The organism is Streptomyces litmocidini, assembly GCF_014649755.1.
GTDB classification, from domain to species: Bacteria; Actinomycetota; Actinomycetes; order Streptomycetales; family Streptomycetaceae; genus Streptomyces; species Streptomyces litmocidini.
Genome location: NZ_BMTQ01000010.1, coordinates 96,466 through 119,291, shown reverse-complemented (window position 1 = coordinate 119,291; position 22,826 = coordinate 96,466). Strand labels below are relative to the sequence as shown.

The following is a 22,826-nucleotide window of genomic DNA, read 5'->3' as shown; positions in this document are numbered from 1 at the left end:
TCGGCGGCACCGGACGCGGCGACGTCCGGGGTGACGCGTGGACGAAGGGGGCTCCCCCCCGTGGCCGTGGACGGTCGGCCCGACGGTGTGGGCCAATGGCCGCGCACGGTCACCCGCCCCACCGCATCGATGGGCCGATGGCCCACCCTTTCGGCTCTCGGTTGAGCCGATGCACCCCTCTCCGTCTATCCTTGTAGCCATCACACATCTTCGGCGCCGCAGCGCCGTCCGGCGACGAGGCCGGACCGGCCGGCGGTGCTTTCGTCGTGCCCGGGCCCCCACCACCCCAGGGGAGCCTCGCGCGCGGTGAGGGACAGATCAAGGGGGGCGGAATTGGCCGCCGTGCAGAAGTACTTCATGGCCCCGGATCCGGGGCTCGTCCGGCTCCGGGTCTCGCTCCGCGCCGTCCTCGGCGTCGCGCTCGCGGTCGCCCTGGCCGAGTCGTCCGGCCTGTCCCTCGTCGCGTCCGTCACCGCCGGCCTCGCCGCGCTGCTCGCCCTCTTCACGGTCGCCGATCCCTCGGTGCGCCGTCAGGCCGTCACCACCGCCCTGCTGCCGACGGTCGGCTTCCCCGTGCTGGCCCTCGCGACCCTCCTGCACGGCGTGCCGCTCCTGCGCGACGCGGTCTGGCTGGTCGTGATCTTCGCGGGCGTCTACGCGCGCCGCTGGGGACCGCGCGGACACGCGCTCGGGATCTTCGCCTTCATGCAGTTCTTCGTGACCCAGTTCCTGCACGCCCTGCCCGCCCAGCTCCCCGAGCTGTACGCGGCCACCGGCATCGCCCTGGGTGCGGCCGCGGCCGTGCGCTTCGTGCTCTGGCCCGTCGAGCGTCGGGTCCCGCCGCCGGCCGTCCCCGCCCCCCTGCCCGGAACGGGGCTCGCCCGGGCCACCACCCGTCAGGCCGTCCAGGTCTCCGTCGCCTCGGGGGCGGCCCTCGTCATCGGGCAGTTCCTCTCGGAGGAGCGCTGGTACTGGGCCGTCGGCACCGTCTGGTGGATCTTCGTCAACACGGCCTCGCGGGGCGAGACGCTCGTCCGGGGCTTCCGTCGCGTCCTCGGCACCGTCACCGGCATCGCCGCCGGATTCCTGGTCGCCGTCCCGCTGGGGGGCGCGCCCGTCGCCACCGCCCTGCTGGTCGCCCTGTGCGTGTTCGGGATCTTCTACGCCGCCCCCGTCTCGTACAGCTGGATGATCCTGGCGGTCACCGTCATGGCCAGCCTGCTCTACGGACTGCTGGGGGTGCTGGACGGCGCCCTGCTCCTCCTGCGCGTCACCGAGACCTGCGTCGGGGCCGCGTGCGCGGGCCTCGCCGTGACGCTGGTCCTTCCCGTCCGGACGCACACGACGAACGACGCGTGGATCCAGCGAGCGCTCCTCTGCGTCCGGTCCGCCACCTCGGCGTCGGTCCGCCGTCTGGCCGGCGAGGAAGCCGCCGACCCGACGCCGCACGCCGCCGAGCTGGAGGCCCTTCTCGGGCGCGTGCGGCTCTCGCTGGCTCCGTTGGTGCATCCGTTGACCCCGTTCAGGGGGAGGAAGCAGCGAGCGCGCCGCGTCCTCGCGCTTCTCGACGAAGCGGCCGGGGAGGTGCGGGGACTGGTCGCCGTCGCCGCCGACCCGGACGCCGGTCACGACGCCCGCCTGGCCGCCGCCTGCTGGCGGGTCGAAGCCGCCGTGGAAGCCCTCACCTCCCGCGGAGGGGCCGCGGCGGAGCCGGACGGTCACCCGCGGATCGAGGGCCATGCCCACGCGGGCGCGCCGGCTCTCGCCCACGCGAGCGGACTCGCTCGCGTGCTCACGGAGCTGGACGCTCCGCTGCGGACTCCGCCCGGGGCGTGGATCCTCCGTTCCTGAAGCCCCGGCTTCCCGTCGCTTCCCGTCGCTTTCCGGGGCCCGGGCCCCGAGCGCCAGGTCCCCGTCGTCTTCCGTTTCCGGATCCCGAGCGCCCGTCGCTTCCGGCCCCCCGTCGCTTCCGCCCCCGTCGTCTCCGGGCCCCCGTCGTCTCCGAGTCGCGAGGCCCGAGCTCCTCCCTTTGGTCTAGACCGACTGCTACCGTCGGGCCGACGAGACGACGGCCGGTCGACCGCGACCGGCCCGGGGACAGGGGAGGCGCCGTGGGCGGCACAGGGACGGTCCGAGGCCGGAGCGGGGTACGGGCGTACATCGGCTCCTTCACCACGGCGGGCGGCCGCGGCGTCCTCGTCGCCGACGTGGACGAGGAGACCGGCGCGCTGACCGTCACCGGCGGCAGCGACGCCGTCGCCGACCCCTCCTTCCTCGCCCTCGCCGGGCCCGTGCTCCACGCCGTGTCCGAGACCGGGGCCGGTGCCGTCGCCGCCTTCGACGTCACCGGCCCCGCGCCCCGGCCGCTCGGCGCTCCCGTCCCCGTCGGCGGCGCGGGCCCCACCCATCTGGCGCTCGCCGCCGGACACCTCCTCACCGCCAACTACACCTCCGGCAGCGTCACCGCCCTGCCCCTGGCCGGGGACGGCACCGCCCGCCCCGCCGCGGCGGTCCTGCGGCACGAGGGCAGCGGCCCCGTCGCCGACCGCCAGAGCGGCCCGCACGCCCACCAGGTGCTCCCCGATCCCAGCGGTCGCTGGGTCGTCAGCGTGGACCTCGGCACCGACTCCGTACGGATCTGCGCGCTCGACCCCGCGACCGGGGAGCTCGCCCTGCACGGCGAGACCGCGCTGCGCCCCGGCACCGGACCGCGCCACCTCGCCTTCCATCCGGCCGGCACGCACGCGTACGTCCTGAACGAGCTGGAGCCCACCCTCACGATCTGCCGCTGGGACGCGGAGCGGGGCGTCCTCGAACCCCTCCGGGAGACCCCCGTCGTCCCCGAGGGCACCACCGGGCCCCGCTACCCCTCCGAGGTGGTCGTCGCTCCCGACGGCCGCTTCCTCTGGGCCGCCGTGCGCGGGACCGACACCCTCGCCGTGCTCGCCCTCGGAGCCGGCGGCGCCGAGGCCGGGCTCGTCGCCACCGTGCCCTGCGGCGGCACCTGGCCCCGCGACCTGACCCTCGACCCCTCCGGACGGCGCCTGTACGCGGCGAACGAGCGCTCCGGGGACGTCACCTGGTTCACCCTCGACCCGGAGACCGGGATCCCGGCGCGCGCCGGCGCGATCGAGGCCCCCGCGGCCTCCTGCGTCGTCCTCGGCTGAACCTCCGGACCCCGCCGGACACGACGAAGGGCCCGCGCCGGACGAATCCGGAGCGGGCCCTTCCGTACGACACGGGGCGGGCGCCTCGGAGGACGGGCCCCGGAGGGCGATCCTCGGAGAGCGGGCCTCAGGGCCTCGGGGAGCGGGCCTCAGAGCGACGGGGCGCCCTGCGGCTGCTGGGGCGCGATGCCCAGCGCGGCCGTGTACTGCGAGAGCACCAGCTTGCCGATGGCCGGGTAGGCGCCCAGCGGCTCGGCGGCGGCGCACCCGGCCTCCTTCGACGCCTCGTCGAGGAGACCGTCGGCCAGCTCGGGGCCGATCAGGTACGGGGCGAGGGCCAGCTGCTCCGCGCCGGCGGCGCGCAGCTGCTCGGCCACGGAGGCGATGGAACCCTCCTGGTCGAGAGCGGCGGCCATCACCGGGACGGCGAGGCGCGCGGCGAGCAGCATGCCGGTGATCCCGGCGGCCTGCACGGCCTCCTCGCCGCCGACCGTGGCCAGGATGATGCCGTCGGCGGCCGTCGCCACCGTGAACAGCCGGGCGCGGTCGGCGCGGGCCAGACCGGCCTCGGAGAGGCGCACGTGCAGCGCCTCGGCGAGCAGCGGGTGCGGGCCGAGGACGTCGGTCAGCTCGGCGGTGTTGCCGCCGTCCATCAGGGCCTGGCGCACCTGGCGCATCTGGGCGCTGTCCGGGCCCGCGAGCAGCGGGACGACGACCGCGGCGGGGCCCGTCGGGGCGGTGGCCTCACGGCCGGCGGCCAGGGCCAGCTCGTACCGCTCGGTGCGCAGCGCGGCGGCCGCCGTGAGGACGGACGCGAGCGACGGGAACTCGGTGTCGTCGCCCTCCAGGAAACCGATCGCGGCCTCCAGGCCGGGCAGCTCGGAGCGGGCGATGCTCACGACCTCCTCGGCCAACGCGCGTATGGCGTCGGACGGCGCGCCGGGCACGGCGAGGACCAGTGCGGGAGCGCCCTCGGGCGCCGCCGCGGGTTCGGGGCGACGGTGCCGCCCGGACTGGCGGGGTCGAGGCATTCGTACAGGCAGGCCGGAAGCAGGCCCAGTGGGGGAGCTCATGGCGCCGCATGCTACTGGTTTCGCCTGCCGCGCCGTTGGCTGAGGTGCGGTCACGCGCCTTCCGTCCCCCTATGTCCGCTCTCGGCCCCGGCTTCCGTTCCGCCCCCCTTTCGCGTCCGCCCCGGATCAGGTTCCGCTTCCTCCTCTCCGCCGCCCGGTCCGTGCCTTCTCCCGTTTCCGCGCACCCCGTTCCACCTGGGACGACGCTCCCGCCCGCACCGTTCAGGCGCCGAACAGGCGGAGCAGCGACGGGTCTTCCGGCAGGCACAGGGTGCCGGTGGCGAGCGCGGAGGCGAGGGCGACCGCCCCGGCGAGCGGGTCTCCCGCGGCCTCCGTCGTCCGCGCCTCCGGCAGCAACTCCCCGAGGGCGGACCGGAGCGGTGCGAGCAGGGGCTCGCCCATCCTGAAGAGCCCGCCGGTGAGGGCCACCAGGGCGCCCGGCTCCGCCGGGCACGCGGCCTCGGCGGCCTCGGCGATGTGGGCGCCGGCCCGTGCGAGGATGCCGGCCGCCACGGGATCCGCAGCGGCGCAGCGTCCCACTTCGGGGGCGAAGGAGGCGAGCATCGCGGGCCGGTCCGTGCGCGGGTAGAGCAGGCCCGGCAGTCCGGCCGCCGGCCCGAAGAGCTTCTCGGCCCGGTCCAGGAGCGGCGTCGAACCCCCGCGCCGCCCGTCGTGCGCGCGCATCGCCGCCTCCAGTCCGGCCCGGCCGATCCAGGCGCCGCTGCCGCAGTCGCCGAGGAGGTGCCCCCAGCCGTCCGCCCGCCGCCAGGCCGTCAGATCCGTGCCGAGCGCGATCAGGCCGGTGCCGCCCGCGACGACGACGCCCGGCCGCTGCCCGAGCGCTCCGGCGTAGGCGGTGACCGCGTCGGCCGCGAGCGCGAGACGGCGCACGCCCCAGGCCTCCTCGAAGGCGCGCGGCAGTTCGGCCCTCAACTCGTCCCCGAGGGTCGCCATTCCGGCGGCGCCCACGGCCACGGCTGCGACCGGCCGTGCGCCGGCCCGTTCCCGCAGGGCGACGACGGCGGGCAGGACCTGCTCCAGGAAGTGGCCGGCGGAGATCCCGTCCGGTCCCGTCCGCACCGGCTCGCGGGAGGAGACGGCCTCCAGGACGGTGCCGCTCGCCGCCTCGGCCAGCGCGACGCGGAGCCCCGACCCGCCGGAGTCGACGCCGACGACGAGACCTGATGCGGGTGCGTTCAGGGAGACCACGGAACACCGTCCTCACGGGGGCAGTCGGAAGGGGCTCGGCAGTCTAGGGGGCGTCCCGCCGATCAGGCCGGGCTCGCGGGGCCTGATCGGCGGGACGCCCCCTGGGAGGCGGGGCACTGTCGGCGTAGGCCGGTAGAGTGACGGACCGTGACAGCGCGACCCTTGAACGAACTGGTGGAGCCCGGCTGGGCGGAGGCCCTGGGCCCCGTCGCGGGACGTGTCGCCGCGATGGGCGACTTCCTGCGGGCGGAGATCGCCGCGGGCCGGACGTACCTGCCCTCCGGGCAGAACGTGCTGCGGGCCTTCCAGCAGCCCTTCGACGAGGTGCGGGTCCTGATCGTGGGTCAGGACCCCTATCCCACGCCGGGGATGGCGATGGGGCTCAGCTTCTCGGTCGCGCCCGAGGTCCGCTCGCTGCCCCCCAGCCTGGAGAACATCTTCCGGGAGCTGCACACCGACCTCGGTCTGCCCCGCCCGTCGAACGGCGATCTGACGCCGTGGACCCGGCAGGGCGTCCTGCTGCTCAACAGGGCGCTGACCACGGCGCCGCGCAAGCCGGCCGCCCACCGGGGCAAGGGCTGGGAAGAGGTGACCGAGCAGGCCATCCGCGCGCTGGCCGCCCGGGGCAAGCCCCTGGTGTCGATCCTGTGGGGCCGCGACGCCCGCAACGCCCGCCCGCTCCTCGGCGACCTGCCGGCGATCGAGTCCGCGCACCCGTCCCCGATGTCGGCGGACCGGGGCTTCTTCGGCTCCCGCCCGTTCAGCCGGGCGAACGAGATGCTCGTCGGCATGGGCGCCGAGCCGGTGGACTGGCGCCTGCCCTGAGCCCGGAGGGGGCGCCGGGCGGACCGGCGTCCCGATCGGCGGAGCGGGCCTGACGGAGGCAGTGCGCCTCCGGTCGTACCGGCAGCGGAATGCGGGGTGCCGTCAGATCACGGCCGCCCGTACGCACAGCACGTCCGGCAGGTGCTCCGCCAGGAGTTGCCAGCTGTCGCCGTCGTCGGCGCTCGCGTACACCTCGCCGTTCCGGTTGCCGAAGTAGACGCCCGCCGGGTCCGCGTCGTCCGTGCACAGCGCGTCCCGCAGCACCGTGCCGTAGTGGTCTCCCCCGGGCAGTCCCCGGCTCAGCGGCTCCCAGGTCCCGCCCGCGTCCGTCGTGCGGTAGACGCGGCAGCGGCGGCCCGCCGGAACCCGGTCCGAGTCGGCGGTGATCGGGAAGACGTAGGCGGTGCCGGGGCGGTGCGGGTGCGCGGCGACCGCGAAGCCGAAGTCGGAGGGGAGGCCCGAGCCGATGTCGGTCCAGTTCGCCCCCGCGTCGTCGCTGCGGAAGACCCCCCAGTGGTTCTGGAGGTAGAGGCGGTCCTCGTCGCCCGCGTCCTGGGCGATCTTGTGGACGCACTGCCCGAACTCGGGGTCGGGATCGGGCAGGAAGACGGCGGACACCCCGTGGTTGGAGGGTGCCCACGCGGCCCCGCCGTCCCGCGAGCGGAACACCCCCGCCGTCGACACCGCCACCGTCAGTGCCTCGGGGTCGCGGGCGTCGGTGACGACGGTGTGCACGGCCTCGCCGCCTCCGCCGGGCACCCACTTCGAGCGGGTCGGGTGCTCCCAGAGCGGGCGGACGAGCTCGAAGGACTCGCCGCCGTCCGCCGACCGGAAGAGCGCGGCGGGCTCGGTCCCCGCGTACACGACGTCGGGGGAGTGCCGCGGTGCCGGGTGCAGCTGCCAGACCCGCTCCAGGGAAGCCCCCGTGTCCTCGGGGAACCTCACCGCGGGGCGGGCCGGTTCGGTCCAGGTCCTGCCGAGGTCGTCGGAGTGGAAGACGGAGGGGCCCCAGTGCGCGCTGTCACCGCCGGCGAGCAGGCGCGGGGTCGGCCGCCGGGTGTCGATGGCGACCGAGTAGACCGCCTGCGCGGGGAAGCCGGGATCGTCGAACTCCCATCGTCCGTCGTGCCTCCGGCCGATGAAGAGGCCCTTGCGGGTGCCTACGGTGAGGAGTACGTCGGGCATGGCTGCCACCTCCAGGACGTCGTTGTCACTGATGCGGGCCAGTCTGCACCCGGCCACTGACAACGCCCCCGGAGACACTCCCGGCCCGGCCGGCGGTCAGATCGCCCAGGCGTACTGCGGCGGCGCGGGGGTCCGCGCCCCCAGCTCGCGGGCGGCGCGGCGCGGCCAGGAGGCGTCGCGCAGCAGCTCGCGGCCGAGGAGGACCGCGTCGGCCTCGCCGTCGGCGAGGATCTTCTCGGCCTGCTCGCTCTCGGTGATCAGGCCGACGGCGGCGACGGGCAGCCCGGTCTCGGCCTTGACGCGGGCGGCGAAGGGCACCTGGTAGCCGGGGCCCACCGGGATCTCGGCCGGTCCGCCGTTGCCGCCGCTGGAGACGTCGAGGAGGTCGACGCCGTGCCCGCGCAGCAGGGCGGCGAAGCGGACGGTCTCGTCGACCGTCCAGCCCCGCTCCTCCAGCCAGTCGGTGGCGGAGATCCGGAAGAGGAGGGGCAGTTCCTCGGGCCAGACGGCGCGCACGGCGTCGACGACCTCCAGGGCGAGGCGGGTGCGGTTCTCGAACGAGCCGCCGTAGGCGTCCGTGCGGTGGTTGCTGTGCGGGGAGAGGAACTCGCCGATGAGGTAGCCGTGGGCTCCGTGCACCTCCAGGACCTCGAACCCGGCGGCCAGGGCGCGCCGGGCGGCGTCCGCGAACTGTCCGGTGATCTCCCGGATGCGCTCCACGGTCAGTTCGGTCGGCACGGGGTGGCCCTCGGCGAACTCGACCGGGCTGGGGCCGACGGGCTGCCAGCCCTCGTCCGGCCCGACCGGGCCGCGGCCCACCCAGGGGCGGTCGGTGGAGGCCTTGCGTCCGGCGTGTCCGATCTGGATGCCGGGCACGGTGCCGTGCTCCTTGAGGAAGCCGGAGATGCGCCGCAGTCCTTCGACCTGGGTGTCGTTCCAGAGGCCGAGGTCCGCCGGGCTGATGCGGCCCTCGGGGGAGACGGCGGTCGCCTCGACGAGGATCAGTCCGGCGCCGCCGGTGGCGCGGGCCGCGTAGTGGGCGAAGTGCCAGTCGCCGGCCACGCCCGCGTTCGGTCCGCTCGTCTCCGCCGAGTACTGGCACATGGGCGCCATCCAGACCCGGTTGGGCACGGTCAGGGAACGCAGGGTGTACGGCTCGAACAGGGCGACGCTCATGACGGACTCCGTTTCGGGATGCCTCGAAGGTGCTCGTACGATACGCATCGTAGTACGACACCTGTCAAACTACGAGGGTCCTCGTACAATGGGGCGCATCCCGGATGAAGCGGAGCCGCCGCCATGACGACCACCACCACCCCGCGCGTCCTCGAACACCCCACGCGCGACCGGATCCGCCTCGAAGAGGTGCTGCACGCCCTCTCGGACGCCGTGCGCCTGCGGATCGTGCGGGAACTGGCGCGCGAGGAGACCGAACTCAGCTGCTCGTACTTCGACCTCCCGGTCACCAAGTCCACGACCACGCACCACTTCCGGGTGCTCCGCGAGAGCGGCGTCATCCAGCAGACGTACCAGGGCACGACCAAGCTCAACTGCCTGCGCAGGAGCGACCTCGACGCCCTCTTCCCCGGTCTCCTCGACTCCGTCCTGGCCGCCGCGGGCGCCCAGGCGGTGCGCGAGGAGGAGGGCGCCCGACGGCCGGGCCCGGGTGGCCCCGAGGGGGAGCCGGCCTGACGGCCGGCCCCGGGCGGGACGCGAACGACCGACGACCGCGCCCGGAAGGGCGACGGCCTGACGGCCGGGCCCGGGCGGGGCGAGGAGGGGGCGGCCGACGTCCGGCCCCTCCCTCCCCTCCCGGCGCGTCTACAGGGACCGCATCCGGTCGATCTCCGCGGTCTGCTGGGCGATCACGTCGTTCGCCATCTCCTCCACGAGGACGTTGTTCCCCTCGCCCAGCACCTCGGCGGCCATCGTCACGGCCCCCTCGTGGTGCGCGATCATCAGCTTCAGGAAGAGTTCGTCGAAGGCCTTGCCCTTCGCTCCCCGCAGCTCCTCCAGCTGGGCCTCGGTCGCCATGCCCGGCATCGAATGGTGGTCGTGGGCGCCCTGCTCGCGCGGACCGCCGTTGTTTTTCAGCCAACCTTCCATCGCGTCGATCTCCGGCCGCTGCGCCGCCGCGATCCGCTCGGCCACCTTCCTCACCTGGGGCGAGGACGCCCGTCCCGGCACCAGCGCCGTCATCGTCAGGGCCTGCCGGTGGTGCACGGTCATCATCTGCACGTAGCGGAAGTCCGCGCCGTTCGGGCTCTCGTCGGGCAGTAGCCGCGCGGCCTCCTCGGGAGATATCCGCCGGGCCGGCTCCCCGGGCCTCCCCGGTGCCACCACCGCGGGGCCGGCCGGGGCCCCCGCCCGCGGTGCGCCCTGGTCGGGGGCCGCGTCGCAGGCGCCCAGGGCGAGTACGGCGACGGCGGACAGGGCCGCGGTGACGACGGCACGCTGACGGCTGATCAACAACGCGACCTCCAGGGGCTCTTGCGGGGACGGTGACCGTTCCTAGCACTTTTCTCGGAGGGGCCGATCGAAAACCTTCATGACGGCTGTGTTGCCATCTGTTGATATGAGCACGACACGGAAGATACTGCCGGGGTGCAGCACCCGTTCAAAGCTGAACGGTCACCAGGGAGGACGGAGTGACTTCGTTGCGTACCCCGCGTACCACGTCCGACACACGCGATCCGCGTGCCCGGTCCAGACGCCTGGGTGTGGCATCCGCCGCCGCAGGGCTGCTGGCCACACTGCTCGCGGCAGGCCCCGCGGCCGCCACCCCCGACCCCGGAGACGCCGGCCCCGCGCAGGGCACGGTCTCCTCGCAGCAGGCCGCCGAGGCGCGCTCCGCCATCCGGAGCGGCGAGATACCCGGCGTGGACGAGATCGTCCACAGCCAGAACGTCGAGCACCTCGCGAACGTCCCCAAGGACGCCCTCAAGGGCCTCAACTCGGACCTCGCCTTCCAGGGCAAGTACGCCTTCGCCGGCAACTACGACGGCTTCCGGATCTTCGACATCAGCGATCCGAAGGACCCGAAGACCGTCGCGCAGGTCCTCTGCCCGGGCTCCCAGAACGACGTCTCCGTCTCCGGGAACCTGCTCTTCCTCTCCACCGACTCCTCCCGGAGCGACAACTCGTGCGCCAGCACGACGCAGCCCGCCTCGGTCAAGGAGTCCTGGGAGGGCATGAAGATCTTCGACATCAGCGACATCGCCGACCCGAAGTACGTCGCCGCCGTCGAGACCAACTGCGGATCCCACACCCACACGATCCTGCCCAAGGGCAGGAACGTGTACATCTACGTCTCCTCCTACTCGCCCAACGCCGCCTTCCCGGACTGCCAGCCCCCGCACGACGGCATCTCCGTCATCAAGGTGCCCCGCAAGGCGCCCGAGCAGGCGGCGGTCGTCAACTTCCCCGTCCTCTTCCCCGGCGAGGGGCCGGACGGCGGCGGCAACCCGGGCGCGCCCACCAACCCGGGCGTCTCCAAGACCACCGGCTGCCACGACATCACCGTCCTGCCGAGCGAGAACCTCGCGGCCGGCGCCTGCATGGGTGACGGCATCCTCTTCGACATCAAGGACCCCGAGCACCCGCGGGTCATCGACCAGGTCCAGGACAACGTCAACTTCGCGTTCTGGCACTCCGCGACCTTCAACCAGAAGGCGAACAAGGTCGTCTTCACCGACGAGCTCGGCGGCGGCGGCGCCGCCACCTGCAACGCACAGGTCGGCCCGAACCGCGGCGCCGACGGCATCTACGACATCGTCGGCAAGGGCGACGCGCGCAAGCTCGTCTTCCGCAGCTACTTCAAGATCCCGCGCCACCAGGCCGACACCGAGAACTGCGTCGCCCACAACGGTTCGCTGATCCCGGTCAAGGGCAAGGACCTCATGGTCCAGGCCTGGTACCAGGGCGGCGTCTCCGTCTGGGACTTCACCGACTCCTCCGCCCCGAAGGAGATCGCCTACTTCGAGCGCGGCCCGCTGTCCACCACCACCATGGCGACGGGCGGCTCGTGGTCCGCGTACTACTACAACGGCCACATCTACTCGAACGACATCGCGAAGGGCTTCGACGTCCTGAAGCTCTCCGACCGTCGTACGGACCCGGCGAAGCGGATCCGGATGGACCGGCTCAACGTCCAGACCCAGCCGGACTACTTCGACCTCGACGACTGACCGGCGGCAGGACGGCCGGCTGACGGCCCGAGCCCCGGGGCGCCGCCGGACGGGCCCCCGTCCGGCGGCGCCCCCGCCTCCCAGTCCAGCCCGTACCGCTGGAACAGCTCCGACCGCAGGCGCGCCAGCGGCATCGGGGCCCCCGGCAGCAGCACCGCCACCACCGAGCCCATCAGCAGGGCGCGCAGCAGCGGATAGTCCGTCTCCACGTCCGTCGAGCCGTACCGCGCGATCGTGTCCCGCAGCAGGAAGGCCAGCCGCTGCTGCTCCTGGCACTGCACGAAGCCCTCGGCCTGCAGGATGACCGCCATGTGGGTCCGCATCAGCGTGGGCCGGGTCACCGCGAGCCCCAGGATCGCGTCGATCGCGCGGGCCAGCCGCTCGCGGCCGTCCTCCGTGCGCGGCTCCCGTTCCAGCGCCTCCTCCAGGGTGAGGTGCATCAACCGGTGCACCGCCGCCTGGAGCAGCTGCCGCTTGCCGGGGAAGTAGTACGAGATCAGCCCCCGTGCCGTGCCGGCCCGCTCCGCGATGTCGCCGAGCGTGGTCGCCTCGTAGCCGTGGGCGTCGATCAGCTCCACGGTGGCTTGGAGAATCCGCTCCCGCGACCGCCGTCGAAGCTCTTCATTGACCGATGGGCTACGCGGGGACATGCTGGACTCCTGCGTTGACTGGCTGCCGGCCAATATACTCGGCGCATCCCGTCGGCACGCCCGTGTGGCATACCGCCGGGGATGCCGTCTGTTCTGGGCGACACGGGGGATCGTCCAGAACAGACGGCTTCATCGTCCTTCTCCCATTCTGCTCCCGTTGCTCCCCGCGCCGTCGCCGTCGTCGCCGGGGGAGGGGCGCGCCGCTCCGCGCCGCTCGCTCCACCGGTACGTGAGCACCGCCGTGGCCACCCAGCACCAGCCCAGCAGCCAGCCCTCCACCACGTCCGAGGGCCAGTGCACGCCCAGGTAGACCCGCGTCCAGCCCACCCCGAGCACCGAGACGACGGCCGCGCCCGCCAGGGTGCCCCAGCCGCGCCACCCGTCCCGCCAGTGCAGGGCGAGCACCCACAGCAGCAGTCCGCAGGTGACCGTCGCCGTCATCGCGTGCCCCGAGGGGAAGGCGGCGTACCGCGCCCAGTCGACGGGCTCGGCCCAGTGCGGCCGCTCCCGCCCCACCACCGCCTTGAGGGTCTGCTGGGAGCCGACGGCCAGCAGGCTCGTCCCCGCCACCCACAGGGCCGCCCGGCGCTCCCGCCGCCACCACAGCACCACCGTGGCGACCGCGGCCAGGGCACGCATCGTCCACGGGTCCCACACCCAGTCCGTCAGGACGCGGTTGACCCGGGTGAAGCCGGGGTGGGCGAGGGCGCTGCGGTGGAGCGCCTCGGCGATCGAACGGTCGAAGGAGAGCAGCGGCGGCCATCCCACCGCGACGAGCACGAGCAGGGTCAGGGCCAGGACCCCGGAGATCACGGCGGAGGAGCGCATGCGCCGATCCTGCCCGACGATCCGCCCCGCACGGCCCTTCGGGCGGCCCGTGCGCGTCGGCGCCGGGGCCCGGTCCGCCGTGCGCGCCGTCACCGGCCGCTATCCCAGCGCGCTGAGCGCCGGGACGAAGGCCACGAGCACGGGGACCACGGGCACCAGGGACGCGGCCGCCGTCAGCCGGAACCGGCGTCCCGCGGTGAGGCGGGGGGCCGCGGTGAGCAACCGGTTCACCCGCTGCGGGAGATCGGCGTCGTGCGCCGGGCCGGGGCCGAAGACGCCCCGGTCCTCGTTGAGTTCGACCAGCGCGAGCGCGATCGTCAGCCGCCCGAAGCGGCGCGAGGCCACGTCGTCGGCGGCCAGCTCCACCAGGCGGTGCATCTCCTCGCGGAAGGCGGCGAAGACCGGGATCCCCGGGAACCCGGCGGCCAGCGCCGCCGAGGAGTGCAACAGCCAGTCGTGCCGCGCCCGTGCGTGGCCCTGCTCGTGCGCCAGGACCGCGTCCAGCTGTCGTCCCTTCAACCGGCGCAGCGCCGCCGTCGTGATGACCAGCTGGGGTGCGGGGCCGGCCATCCACCAGGCGTCCGCCCGCTCGCCCTCCAGGACGACGAGCCGCTCGCTGCCCGGCCGCTCCCCGGGCAGCAGGGGCGCGCGGACGAGCAGATCGCAGCGCCGCCGGCGCCGCCGGGCGCGGGCCCGGCCGATCTCCCGGCCCAGCATCGCCCCCGACCAGAGGCCGCCGGCCGCCAGCACCACCGCGAGCGCCGCCGACCAGGGCCCCGACGTGCCGAGTTCGTACGCGTCGACCACCGCGTGCGGCGCGCCCGCGAAGACATGCCCCCGCACGGCCTTCCACGCCGCGGACGCGCTGAACGTCATGGAGAGCGCGAAGCTGACCAGCACCGCGGCCACCACGCACTGCCACACCCACAGGGCCACCACGGGTTCTCGCTCCACCCAGTCGGCTCGGGACAGCAGCCCGGGGGCCGCGACGGCGGTCAGGACGCCGAGCAGGAACAGCGCGAGGGAGACCCACATGGGCGTCAGCCTATGAGCGCGGTACTCGCCGGTATACGGGCACGGACGGCAAGTGACGTACGCCACGGTTTGGTTGGCCGGAAGCCGATGCCGCCGGGCCGGATCCCGTGAGGTCCTCGGGGGGCGTCACAGGGTCACCAGCATCGCGAGCATCGCGAGTGCCATGGAGAGCCGGCAGGCGTGCGCCAGCTCCGGCCGGGCCGCCCAGGCGCGCCCCCCGCCACCACCGGTCGTCCGGGCCGCGTCGGCACCTCTTCCGGAAACCGCCCTGAAGTCGCCCGTACCGCGCCCCGAAGTCGTCCGGGCCGCGCCCGCGCCGCTCCCGGCGGTCGCCGTCACCGGAACGAGCCGGGCCCCCGAGCGGAGCACGTACGCCACGTAATAGAGGAGGAGCCCGCCCGTGAGCACCGGTGTGCCGCCCGCCGTCCCCGCCACGTGCCCCGCGTGCGCCCCCGCCGCGCCGGGCGCCGCCATCGCGACCGCCATGTAGACCATGGCGAGCGAGCCCACCAGATGGTGCAGGTGGTGACCGCCGTGCCGGACCGCCAGGAGGCCGTGCACCGTCGCCGCGCCGAACACCGCCGCGTACACCGTCCAGCCCCACGCCGGCGGGGTCAGCACCGCGGCCGGCAGCGCCATGGCCGCCATCCCGAACCCCATCACCGCCTCGCCGACCGCGGCCCGCCGCTCCTCGCCCTCGCAGGCGCGCGTCCGCAGCAGGCAGTACACCCCCGTCGCCGCGCACAGCGCGACCAGCAACCATCCGGACAGAGCCGGTCCGTGCACGGCACACCTCCCCCTCGATGCCGTCCCCTCCGGGGAGGAATGCCCGCCTCCCCCGCGCCGCACGCGGGCGCACGGGCGCGCACAGGTGTACGAGGGGAGCGAAGGAGGCGCGCGCTAGGCTCGGGGCGATCGCGCACGCCGATCGTCAGCGCCCGAGAGGAGCCCCGTCACATGGACACCGCCACGTCCCAGGAGACCGGCCGGATCAGCTACCGGGAAGCGGTCCTCGACGACGTCCCGGTACTCGTCCCGCTCGTGGAGTCGGCCTACCGGGGCGACGCCAGCCGGGGCGGCTGGACGACGGAGGCGGACCTCCTCCAGGGGCAGCGCACCGACCCCGAGGGCGTGGCCGCGGTCATCACCGCTCCCGGCAGCCGGCTCCTGGTCGTGGAACGGGACGGCGAGCCGGTCGCCTGCTGCCAGCTGGAGCACCGGGGCGATGTCGCCTACTTCGGCATGTTCGCGGTCCGCCCGGAGCTGCAGGGCGCGGGCCTGGGCAAGCGGATCATCGCGGAGGCCGAGCGCCGGGTGCGCGAGCTGTGGGACGTGCGGGAGATGCACATGACGGTGATCTCCGTCCGCGAGGAGCTGATCGCCTGGTACGAGCGGCGCGGCTACCGGCGCACCGGCCGGATGACCCCCTTCCCCTACGGCGACGAGCGCTTCGGGCTGCCCCAGCGGGACGACCTGGAGTTCGAGCTGTTGATCAAGCCGCTGACGTGATCCGTCCGGCGGAAGGGCGGCTTCGACCCTGACCGGCAGGAAAAACTTCTGCCGTCAGGGGGGTCGCGCAGGATAATTTCCCTTGTCTCCCCTTGTGGGAACGAAGCGTCAATGGTTACGTTGTCCTGACGCAAGGTTCTCCTGTGGAGGAAGAGGCATGACGGAAATTCTTGTGCAGGACGTGACCGGTGGGGGGATATCCACCGAAGCCCGTGTGATCGACCACCCGGCCTGGGCCGAGCTCAAGAATGCCGTGGAGGAGATCCGTCCCTGGCAGTCCGCGGACGGCTCCATCGACTTCGAGGCGGAGGGTGCCCCCGCCCGCGCGCTCGTCGGGCTGACCGTGGACCGTCTGGTCGCGGCCGTCGAGCAGCTCTCCCCGCTCGTCCCGCACGACGGCGCCTACCACCGCGCCCTCGTCGCGGACCTGCGCAAGTGGGTCGAGAGCGGCTTCGCCGTGCCGGACTTCCTGGACTCCCTCATGGAGTTCCACCCGGCCGCCGGCCGCGCCGACGGACTCCAGCACCTCGTGCTCTTCCCGATGTACACGCAGAACGGCAACCCGGACCGCAACTTCGAGGCCGTCGTGCTCCGCATGGTCTGGCCGGAGTGGCTCTCCGAGCTGGAGCGCACCCGCTACGACAACCCGGGCTTCTGCGGCATCACCTTCGAGGACTTCACCGCCGGGTACGACACCAACTCGGCCGTCCTCTTCCCGGAGACCGTCGCCGTCCGCGAGGTCCCGGAGCGCTTCACCTGGGGCGGCATCTTCTGCGACCGCGAGGCCGCCCGCTTCCGCAAGGTCACCGAGGCCGCGGTCGAGACCCTCGGCGTGAAGCTCCCCGAGGACATCGCCGTCATGCTCGGCGACCAGCAGCGCTGCCAGCAGGCCTTCGCCCTCTGGGACCTGGTCCACGACCGCGCCCACAGCCGCGGCGACCTGCCCTTCGACCCCTTCATGATCAAGCAGCGCCAGCCGTTCTGGATGTACGGCCTGGAGGAGCTCCGCTGCGACCTCACCGCCTTCAAGGAGGCCGTGAAGCTGGAGGCCGAGGGCAACGGGCACGGCCGTGACGTGCAGTACGCCGTCCTCTTCGACCGGATGTTCCGCTTCCCGCTCACCGGCGACCGCGTCCGCAACTACGACGGTCTGGGCGGCCAGCTCCTCTTCGCGTACCTCCACAAGAACGACGTGGTGCGCTGGACGGACAACATCCTCACGATCGACTGGGACCGCGCTCCCGAGGTCACCAACCGCCTCTGCTCCGAGATCGAGACCCTCTACCGCGAGGGCATCGACCGCCCGAAGCTGGTCCACTGGTTCAAGGCGTACGAGTTCGTCTCCACCTACCTCGCCCCGCACCCGGGCTCGAAGTGGGCCAAGGGTCCCGACGCCCTCGACCTCTCGCTGCCGCCCCGCAAGCTCGTCGACGACGTGCTTCCGGACGAGTTTCCGCTCAGCATGTTCTTTGAGGCCCTCGCCAAGAAGCTGAAGGGCGTGATCGCCGACACCAAGGGGATCACCGCCGCCGACGTCCCGAGCACCGAGCGGGCCGCCGCGTGAGCGACTTCGACGAGAACACCGAGGAGGCGCCCATGATCGCCAACGGAAACGGCGGGCCGCTCGACGGCGCCGTCATCGCGGTCGCCGGCGCGGCCGGTCCCGCCGGTCGCGCGGCGCTGCTGCGCCTCGCCGAGGCGGGCGCGACGGTCGTCGCCTCCGACGCCGACCCGGCGCGCCTCGCGGAGGCCGTCGACGCCGCCCGCTACGCGCACGGCGGGGCCAAGGTCGTCGGCGACACGGTCGACCTCCTGGACCTGGACGCCACGCGCGACTGGGCGGCGAAGACCGAGAAGGAGTTCGGCCGGATCGACGGCCTGGTCCACCTCGTCGGCGGCTGGCGCGGCGCGCCCTCCTTCGCGGAGACCGACCTCCGGGACTGGGACTTCCTGGAGAAGCTCCTGGTCCGTACGGTCCAGCACACCTCGCTCGCCTTCCACGACGGGCTGCTGCGGGCCGGCGGACGCGGCCGGTACGCGCTGATCAGCCAGTCCGGCGCGTCCAAGCCGGTCGCCAACAACGCCGCGTACAACGCCGGCAAGGCGGCCGCCGAGGCCTGGACCCTCGCCATGGCCGACTCGTTCCGCAAGCTGGGGGGCGACGAGGGCCCGCAGGCGGCGGCTGCCATCCTGGTGATCAAGGCATTGGTGCACGACGCGATGCGCGCCGAGCGCCCCAACGCGAAGTTCGCGGGCTTCACCGACGTCAAGGACCTGGCCGACGAGATCGCCGGGCTCTGGGACAAGCCCGCCCAGGAAGTGAATGGACAGCGTCTGTGGCTGACCCCCAAGCCGTGACCGCGGCACTCGGCCCCAGGACCGACGCGCGTCGTCACCACGACCCGTCGGTCCGGGGCTTCGCCAGCGACAACTACGCCGGCGCCCACCCCGAGGTCCTCGCGGCCCTCGCCCTCGCCAACGGCGGCCACCAGGTCGCCTACGGCGAGGACCAGTACACCGAGCACCTCCAGCGGATCATGCACAGCCACTTCGGCCCGACCGCCGAAGCCTTCCCGGTCTTCAACGGGACCGGGGCGAACGTGACGGCCCTCCAGGCGCTCACCGACCGCTGGGGCGCCGTCATCTGCGCCGAGTCGGCCCACATCAACGTGGACGAGGGCGGCGCGCCGGAGCGGATGGGCGGCCTCAAGCTGCTCACCGTCCCGACCCCGGACGGCAAGCTCACCCCCGAGCTGATCGACCGGCAGGCCTGGGGCTGGGAGGACGAGCACCGGGCGATGCCCCAGGTCGTCTCGATCACCCAGAACACGGAGCTCGGCACCGTCTACACGGTGGAGGAGATCCGCGCGATCGTGGAGCACGCCCACGCCAAGGGCATGAAGGTGCACCTCGACGGGGCCCGGATCGCCAACGCGGCCGCCTCGCTGGACGTGCCGATGCGCGCGTTCACCAACGCGGTCGGCGTGGACGTGATCTCGTACGGCGGCACGAAGAACGGCATGCTCTTCGGCGAGGCCGTCGTCGTGCTCAACCCCGACGCGGTCAGCCACATGAAGCACCTGCGCAAGCTGTCCATGCAGCTCGCCTCGAAGATGCGCTTCGTGTCGGTGCAGCTGGAGGCCCTCCTCTCGAAGGACCTGTGGCTGCGCAACGCCCGCCACGCCAACGCGATGGCCCGGCGCCTCGCCGCCGGCGTGCGCGAGCTCGACGGGGTGGAGATCCTCTACCCCGTGCAGGCCAACGCGGTCTTCGCCCGCCTCCCGCAGGAGGTGTCCCGGCGCCTGCAGGAACGCTTCCGCTTCTACTTCTGGGACGAGGCCGCCGGCGACGTCCGCTGGATGTGCTCCTTCGACACCACGGAGGACGACGTGGACGCCTTCCTCCAGGCGCTGAAGGAAGAGCTGGCCCGCTAGCGACGCGTGCGGGACCTGTGTGAATGAATATACGGCCGGACGGAAAGTCATTGACTCCGTCCGGCCGTCTTCATAAGGTCATCCCGCATGGAGCTCATCCAGCAGAACCCTGATATCGACGCATACCTCGCGGCGAGCGAGACCATCGACCATGAGCACCCCCTCGTCAGGGAAGTGTCAGACCGCCTCGCCTACGACCACCCCGACGCATACGCATACGCCCAAGCGGCCTTCGTCCACGTCCGCGACACCATCCCGCACTCCATGGACTCCGGCGACCCCCGCGTCACCTGGCGCGCCTCCGACGTCCTGGAGCAGCGCACCGGCATCTGCTACGCCAAGTCCTTCGCGTACGCCGCGCTGCTGCGGGCCCGGGGCATCCCCGCGGCCCTCTGCTACCAACGGCTCACCGAGGACGACGGCTCGGACCCGGCGGTCCACGGCCTGGTCGCCCTCCTGCTGCCCGGCGAGAGCGCCTGGGCCCGCCAGGACGCGCGGGGGAACAAGCCGGGCGTCGACGCCCGCTTCTCCCTGGGGGAGGAACGGCTGGCCTGGCCCGTGCGGCCGGAGCTCGGCGAGGTGGACTACCCGGAGCTGTACGCCGAGCCGCACCCGGCCGTCCTGGGCGCCCTGAAGGCCGCCCGGGACCGCGCGCACCTGGGCCGGACCCTGCCCACGGAGCTCTGACCCCGGGGACGGAGGGACGGCTCCGTCAGCCGGCTTCCTTGACCTGGGCCGGCGTCGGAGCCGTACCGCCCAGGTGCGCGGGCACCCACCAGGTGTCGCCCGCGTCCTTGGGGCGGACCGGGTAGGCGCGCTGCGCGGCCTCCAGGAGCTCCTGGACGCGCTCGCGCAGCCGCCGCGTGATCGCGCCCGCGTACTGGTCGGCGGGGGCCTCGACCGGCTCGCCGACGCGGATGGTCACCGGGATGTGGCTCCGCTTGAAGTTCCGCGGCCGGCCCTTCGTCCACAGCCGCTGGGTGCCCCACAGTGCCATCGGGATCAGCGGGACGCCCGCCTCCTGCGCCAGGCGCGCCGCACCCGTCTTGAAGCCCTTCAGCGTGAAGGACTGCGAGATGGTCGCCTCGGGGAAGACGCCGATGATCTCGCCAGCCCGCAGCGACTCCAGGGCGTGCTTGTAGGCGTGCTCGCCCTGGGCGCGGTCCACCGGGATGTGCTTCATGCCGCGCATGAGCGGCCCCGAGACCCTGTGCCTGAAGACCGAGTCCTTCGCCATGAAGCGCACCAGGCGCTTCTGGGGGAGGGCCGCGAGGCCGGTGAAGATGAAGTCCAGATAGCTGATGTGGTTGCTCACGAGCACCGCCCCGCCGGTCCGCGGGATGTTTTCCGAACCCTGCGTGTCGATCTTCAGGTCGAGCGCCTTGAACATGGTCAGAGCGGCGCCGATGACCGGTCGATAGACGAGTTCTGCCATCGGTGAGGAACCTCTTCTTCGTGCGCCCGGAGCGGGTTCTCCCGGCGAAGTTACGCGGCCGTAGGTTTTCGGCTTTGGGCAGATCGTGCCCCATGTGGGGCCTCGTGACCAGTCCAGGCGGCTTCGCACGGGGAGATTCTCGTCACTCGCGGTGGTCGTGGCGGGAATCGATCGGCCCCGTGCGACGCTGCATCCGGGGAACGGGAGAAGCGAAGGGGAGTGGGATGACCGAGGTCCTGGGGCCGGAGGCGCTCGGCGCCGCACTGGGGGAGAGGGCCACCCTCGTCCAGTTCTCGACGGCCTTCTGCCAGCCCTGCCGCGCCACCCGCCGCACCCTCGCCGAGGTCGCCGCCATGGTGCCGGGCGTGGAACACGTGGAGATCGACGCCGAGGAGCGCCTCGACCTCGTGCGCGAACTCGGCATCGCCCGCACCCCCACCGTCCTCGTCCTCGACGCCGCCGGACGCGTCGTCCGCAGGGCCGCCGGACAGCCCCGCAGGGCGGACGTCATCGCCGCTCTCGGCCGGGCCGTCTGACGCCGCGACACCGCCCCGGACCGGATCGTCTGACGTCGTGACACTTCTCCCACATCCCGGTACGCACTTGACTGCACCCTCCACCGATCGTCACCCTGACGGAGTGCCCATGGAACTCCTTCTCTACGGCCGGGCCCACGTGGACCTGGCCCGCAACGCGAGTGCGCGCTGTCCGGGTGTCTGACCACCCCAGGACCCCTCTCATGACGCCCTCGCAGAAGGACAGCTCCATGACGGTTTCGCCCGAGCTCCGCACCGTTCCCACGATCGGCGCACCCCGACAGGCCTCCCCCGAGCTGCTCCGCTCGGTCTTCCGGCGGCACGCGGCCGGCGTCGCGGTCATCACCGCGCACGGTGAGCGGCCCGTCGGTTTCACCGCCACCTCGCTCAACTCCGTCGCCGCCGACCCCCCGCTGGTCTCCTTCGGGGTGGGCACGGGCTCCTCCAGCTGGCCCGTGGTCTCCGAGGCCGAGTTCATCGGCGTCCACATACTCGGCGAGCACCAGCAGGAGCTCGCGGCCACCTTCGCGCGCAGCGGCGCCGACCGCTTCGGCGAGGGGACCCGCTGGAGCGTCGGCCCCGAGGGCGTGCCGGTCCTCGACGGCGTCCTCGCCTGGCTCGTCTGCCGGGTGGTGGCCCGCGTGCCCGCCGGGGACCACCGGATCGTCATCGCGCAGGCGGTCGCCGGGGACCCGGACGGTGCGGGCCGGCCGCTGCTCTACCACCACGGCCGCTTCAACGCGCTGCGCGACTGAGAGTTCCCCCGCGCGCCGCTCTCCGCGCGTTGGCAAGGTCACATGCCTGAGCGCTTGCTCACCGGTAACGGACTGGGTGTACTGACGAGTAATATTCCGGTCGGGGCGTCCGGCGCCCCGACCGGAAACCCGCCCTTCAGGCGCCTATGCTGCGAGCAACAAGGCAGCCCAGTTATGACGATGCAGTAGGAGAGCCGGCGTGAGCTTGAGGATCGTTGTCTGTGTGAAGTACGTGCCCGACGCCACCGGCGACCGTAAGTTCGCGGACGACCTGACGGTCGACCGCGACGACGTCGACGGCCTGCTGTCGGAGCTCGACGAGTACGCGGTCGAGCAGGCGCTGCAGATCGCCGAAGAGGCCGACGAGGCCGAGGTCACCGTGCTCACGGTCGGCCCCGAGGACGCCAAGGACGCGCTGCGCAAGGCGCTGTCGATGGGTGCCGACAAGGCCGTCCACGTCGAGGACGACGACCTGCACGGCACCGACGTGATGGGCACCTCGCTGGTGCTCGCCAAGGCGATCGAGAAGGTCGGCTACGACGTCGTCATCGCCGGCATGGCCTCCACCGACGGCACCATGGGCGTCCTCCCGGCGATCCTGGCCGAGCGCCTGGGCGTCCCGCAGGTCACCCTGCTCTCCGAGGTGAAGATCGAGGGCGGTGTGGTGACCGGCCGTCGTGACGGCGACGCCGCCTCCGAGCAGCTGGAGGCCTCGCTTCCGGCCGTCGTCTCCGTGACGGACCAGTCGGGCGAGGCCCGCTACCCGTCCTTCAAGGGCATCATGGCCGCCAAGAAGAAGCCGGTGGAGTCCCTGGACCTCTCCGACCTCGACATCGAGGCCGAGGAGGTCGGCCTGGAGGGCGCGTGGACCGCGGTCGACTCCGCCGCCGAGCGTCCGGCCCGCACCGCCGGCACGATCGTCAAGGACGAGGGCGAGGGCGGCAAGCAGCTGGCCGAGTACCTCGCGAGCCAGAAGTTCATCTAGCCGCTGGGCTCGC

23 protein-coding genes are annotated in these 22,826 nt (G+C 73.2%); 13 read left to right on the top strand and 10 right to left on the bottom strand.

Translation table 11 applies throughout. The features are described 5' to 3' along the window. Nucleotides 1–357 precede the first annotated feature (357 nt). Together IE180_RS21840 and IE180_RS21835 are read left to right on the top strand one after the other, a co-directional pair. Nucleotides 358–1,851: an FUSC family protein gene (locus IE180_RS21840; protein WP_190158768.1), complete on the top strand. Its 1,494-nt coding sequence runs from the start codon at nt 358–360 to the stop codon at nt 1,849–1,851. Nucleotides 1,852–2,111: 260 nt separating this feature from the next. Beyond that, complete coding sequence (locus tag IE180_RS21835) at nt 2,112–3,167, top strand: lactonase family protein (RefSeq protein ID WP_190158610.1); 1,056 nt, start codon at nt 2,112–2,114, stop codon at nt 3,165–3,167. Nucleotides 3,168–3,316: 149 nt separating this feature from the next. On the opposite strand, the gene IE180_RS21830 is transcribed toward IE180_RS21835, so the two are convergent. Further along, entirely contained in the window at nt 3,317–4,240 is a 924-nt protein-coding gene (locus IE180_RS21830; protein WP_190158609.1) for a sirohydrochlorin chelatase, read from the bottom strand. Nucleotides 4,241–4,462: 222 nt separating this feature from the next. Continuing rightward, nucleotides 4,463–5,449, bottom strand: coding sequence for an N-acetylglucosamine kinase (locus tag IE180_RS21825; protein ID WP_190158608.1), 987 nt, complete (start codon nt 5,447–5,449; stop codon nt 4,463–4,465). Between the two features lie 147 nt (nt 5,450–5,596). On the opposite strand from IE180_RS21825, the gene IE180_RS21820 reads away from it, so the two are divergent. Continuing rightward, on the top strand, nt 5,597–6,274 hold the full coding sequence (locus IE180_RS21820; protein ID WP_190158607.1) for a uracil-DNA glycosylase: 678 nt from the start codon (nt 5,597–5,599) through the stop codon (nt 6,272–6,274). Nucleotides 6,275–6,376: 102 nt separating this feature from the next. Here the strand turns inward: IE180_RS21820 and IE180_RS21815 are convergent, their stop codons facing one another. Both IE180_RS21815 and IE180_RS21810 read right to left on the bottom strand, forming a co-directional pair. Continuing rightward, nucleotides 6,377–7,459 (bottom strand): WD40/YVTN/BNR-like repeat-containing protein, encoded by a 1,083-nt coding sequence (locus tag IE180_RS21815; RefSeq protein WP_190158606.1) that lies wholly within the window; start codon nt 7,457–7,459, stop codon nt 6,377–6,379. A 96-nt stretch (nt 7,460–7,555) separates the two neighbouring features. Beyond that, entirely contained in the window at nt 7,556–8,635 is a 1,080-nt protein-coding gene (locus IE180_RS21810) for an NADH:flavin oxidoreductase/NADH oxidase (protein WP_190158605.1), read from the bottom strand. Between the two features lie 123 nt (nt 8,636–8,758). On the opposite strand from IE180_RS21810, the gene IE180_RS21805 reads away from it, so the two are divergent. Further along, entirely contained in the window at nt 8,759–9,151 is a 393-nt protein-coding gene (locus IE180_RS21805) for an ArsR/SmtB family transcription factor (RefSeq protein ID WP_190158604.1), read from the top strand. Between the two features lie 129 nt (nt 9,152–9,280). Here IE180_RS21805 and IE180_RS21800 read toward each other — a convergent pair whose 3' ends face one another. After that, nucleotides 9,281–9,931: a DUF305 domain-containing protein gene (locus tag IE180_RS21800; RefSeq protein ID WP_373302807.1), complete on the bottom strand. Its 651-nt coding sequence runs from the start codon at nt 9,929–9,931 to the stop codon at nt 9,281–9,283. Between the two features lie 176 nt (nt 9,932–10,107). On the opposite strand from IE180_RS21800, the gene IE180_RS21795 reads away from it, so the two are divergent. Next, nucleotides 10,108–11,646: an LVIVD repeat-containing protein gene (locus IE180_RS21795; protein WP_190158603.1), complete on the top strand. Its 1,539-nt coding sequence runs from the start codon at nt 10,108–10,110 to the stop codon at nt 11,644–11,646. Here IE180_RS21795 and IE180_RS21790 read toward each other — a convergent pair. From IE180_RS21790 to IE180_RS21775, 4 genes are all read right to left on the bottom strand, one after another. Then, nucleotides 11,625–12,296 (bottom strand): TetR/AcrR family transcriptional regulator, encoded by a 672-nt coding sequence (locus IE180_RS21790; RefSeq protein ID WP_190158602.1) that lies wholly within the window; start codon nt 12,294–12,296, stop codon nt 11,625–11,627. The genes IE180_RS21795 and IE180_RS21790 overlap by 22 nt on opposite strands. A 129-nt stretch (nt 12,297–12,425) precedes the next feature. After that, a complete protein-coding gene (locus IE180_RS21785; RefSeq protein ID WP_190158601.1) occupies nt 12,426–13,124 on the bottom strand; it encodes a phosphatase PAP2 family protein in 699 nt (232 codons plus the stop codon). Between the two features lie 99 nt (nt 13,125–13,223). After that, entirely contained in the window at nt 13,224–14,159 is a 936-nt protein-coding gene (locus IE180_RS21780) for a M56 family metallopeptidase (protein ID WP_190158600.1), read from the bottom strand. 126 nt (nt 14,160–14,285) lie between these two features. Then, nucleotides 14,286–14,945, bottom strand: coding sequence for a DUF5134 domain-containing protein (locus IE180_RS21775; RefSeq protein ID WP_190158599.1), 660 nt, complete (start codon nt 14,943–14,945; stop codon nt 14,286–14,288). 171 nt (nt 14,946–15,116) lie between these two features. Here IE180_RS21775 and IE180_RS21770 point away from each other — a divergent pair, with 171 nt between their 5' ends. The 5 genes from IE180_RS21770 (at nt 15,117) to IE180_RS21750 (ending at nt 19,789) form a co-directional block, all read left to right on the top strand. Further along, nucleotides 15,117–15,668 (top strand): GNAT family N-acetyltransferase, encoded by a 552-nt coding sequence (locus IE180_RS21770; protein ID WP_190158598.1) that lies wholly within the window; start codon nt 15,117–15,119, stop codon nt 15,666–15,668. Between the two features lie 157 nt (nt 15,669–15,825). Next, entirely contained in the window at nt 15,826–17,232 is a 1,407-nt protein-coding gene (locus tag IE180_RS21765; protein WP_190158597.1) for a DUF6421 family protein, read from the top strand. A 32-nt stretch (nt 17,233–17,264) separates the two neighbouring features. Next, entirely contained in the window at nt 17,265–18,026 is a 762-nt protein-coding gene (locus tag IE180_RS21760; RefSeq protein WP_190158766.1) for an SDR family oxidoreductase, read from the top strand. Next, the gene (locus IE180_RS21755) at nt 18,023–19,102 is read left to right on the top strand and encodes a threonine aldolase family protein (protein WP_190158596.1); all 1,080 of its coding nucleotides are present in this window, start codon (nt 18,023–18,025) and stop codon (nt 19,100–19,102) included. Before IE180_RS21760 ends, IE180_RS21755 begins: the two co-directional genes overlap by 4 nt. 87 nt (nt 19,103–19,189) lie before the next feature. Beyond that, on the top strand, nt 19,190–19,789 hold the full coding sequence (locus IE180_RS21750) for a transglutaminase-like domain-containing protein (RefSeq protein ID WP_190158595.1): 600 nt from the start codon (nt 19,190–19,192) through the stop codon (nt 19,787–19,789). A gap of 25 nt (nt 19,790–19,814) precedes the next feature. Here the strand turns inward: IE180_RS21750 and IE180_RS21745 are convergent, their stop codons facing one another. Continuing rightward, complete coding sequence (locus IE180_RS21745) at nt 19,815–20,537, bottom strand: lysophospholipid acyltransferase family protein (RefSeq protein WP_190158594.1); 723 nt, start codon at nt 20,535–20,537, stop codon at nt 19,815–19,817. 224 nt (nt 20,538–20,761) lie between these two features. Between IE180_RS21745 and IE180_RS21740 the strand changes: the two genes are divergently transcribed. The 3 genes from IE180_RS21740 (at nt 20,762) to IE180_RS21730 (ending at nt 22,813) form a co-directional block, all read left to right on the top strand. Then, nucleotides 20,762–21,073, top strand: a complete 312-nt coding sequence (locus tag IE180_RS21740) for a TlpA family protein disulfide reductase (RefSeq protein ID WP_190158593.1) — start codon at nt 20,762–20,764, stop codon at nt 21,071–21,073. 230 nt (nt 21,074–21,303) lie between these two features. Then, nucleotides 21,304–21,828, top strand: coding sequence for a flavin reductase family protein (locus tag IE180_RS21735; protein WP_190158592.1), 525 nt, complete (start codon nt 21,304–21,306; stop codon nt 21,826–21,828). Nucleotides 21,829–22,027: 199 nt separating this feature from the next. After that, nucleotides 22,028–22,813 carry an electron transfer flavoprotein subunit beta/FixA family protein gene (locus IE180_RS21730; protein WP_190158591.1) on the top strand — a complete coding sequence of 262 codons (786 nt, stop codon included), beginning with the start codon at nt 22,028–22,030 and terminating at the stop codon, nt 22,811–22,813. Nucleotides 22,814–22,826 lie beyond the last annotated feature (13 nt).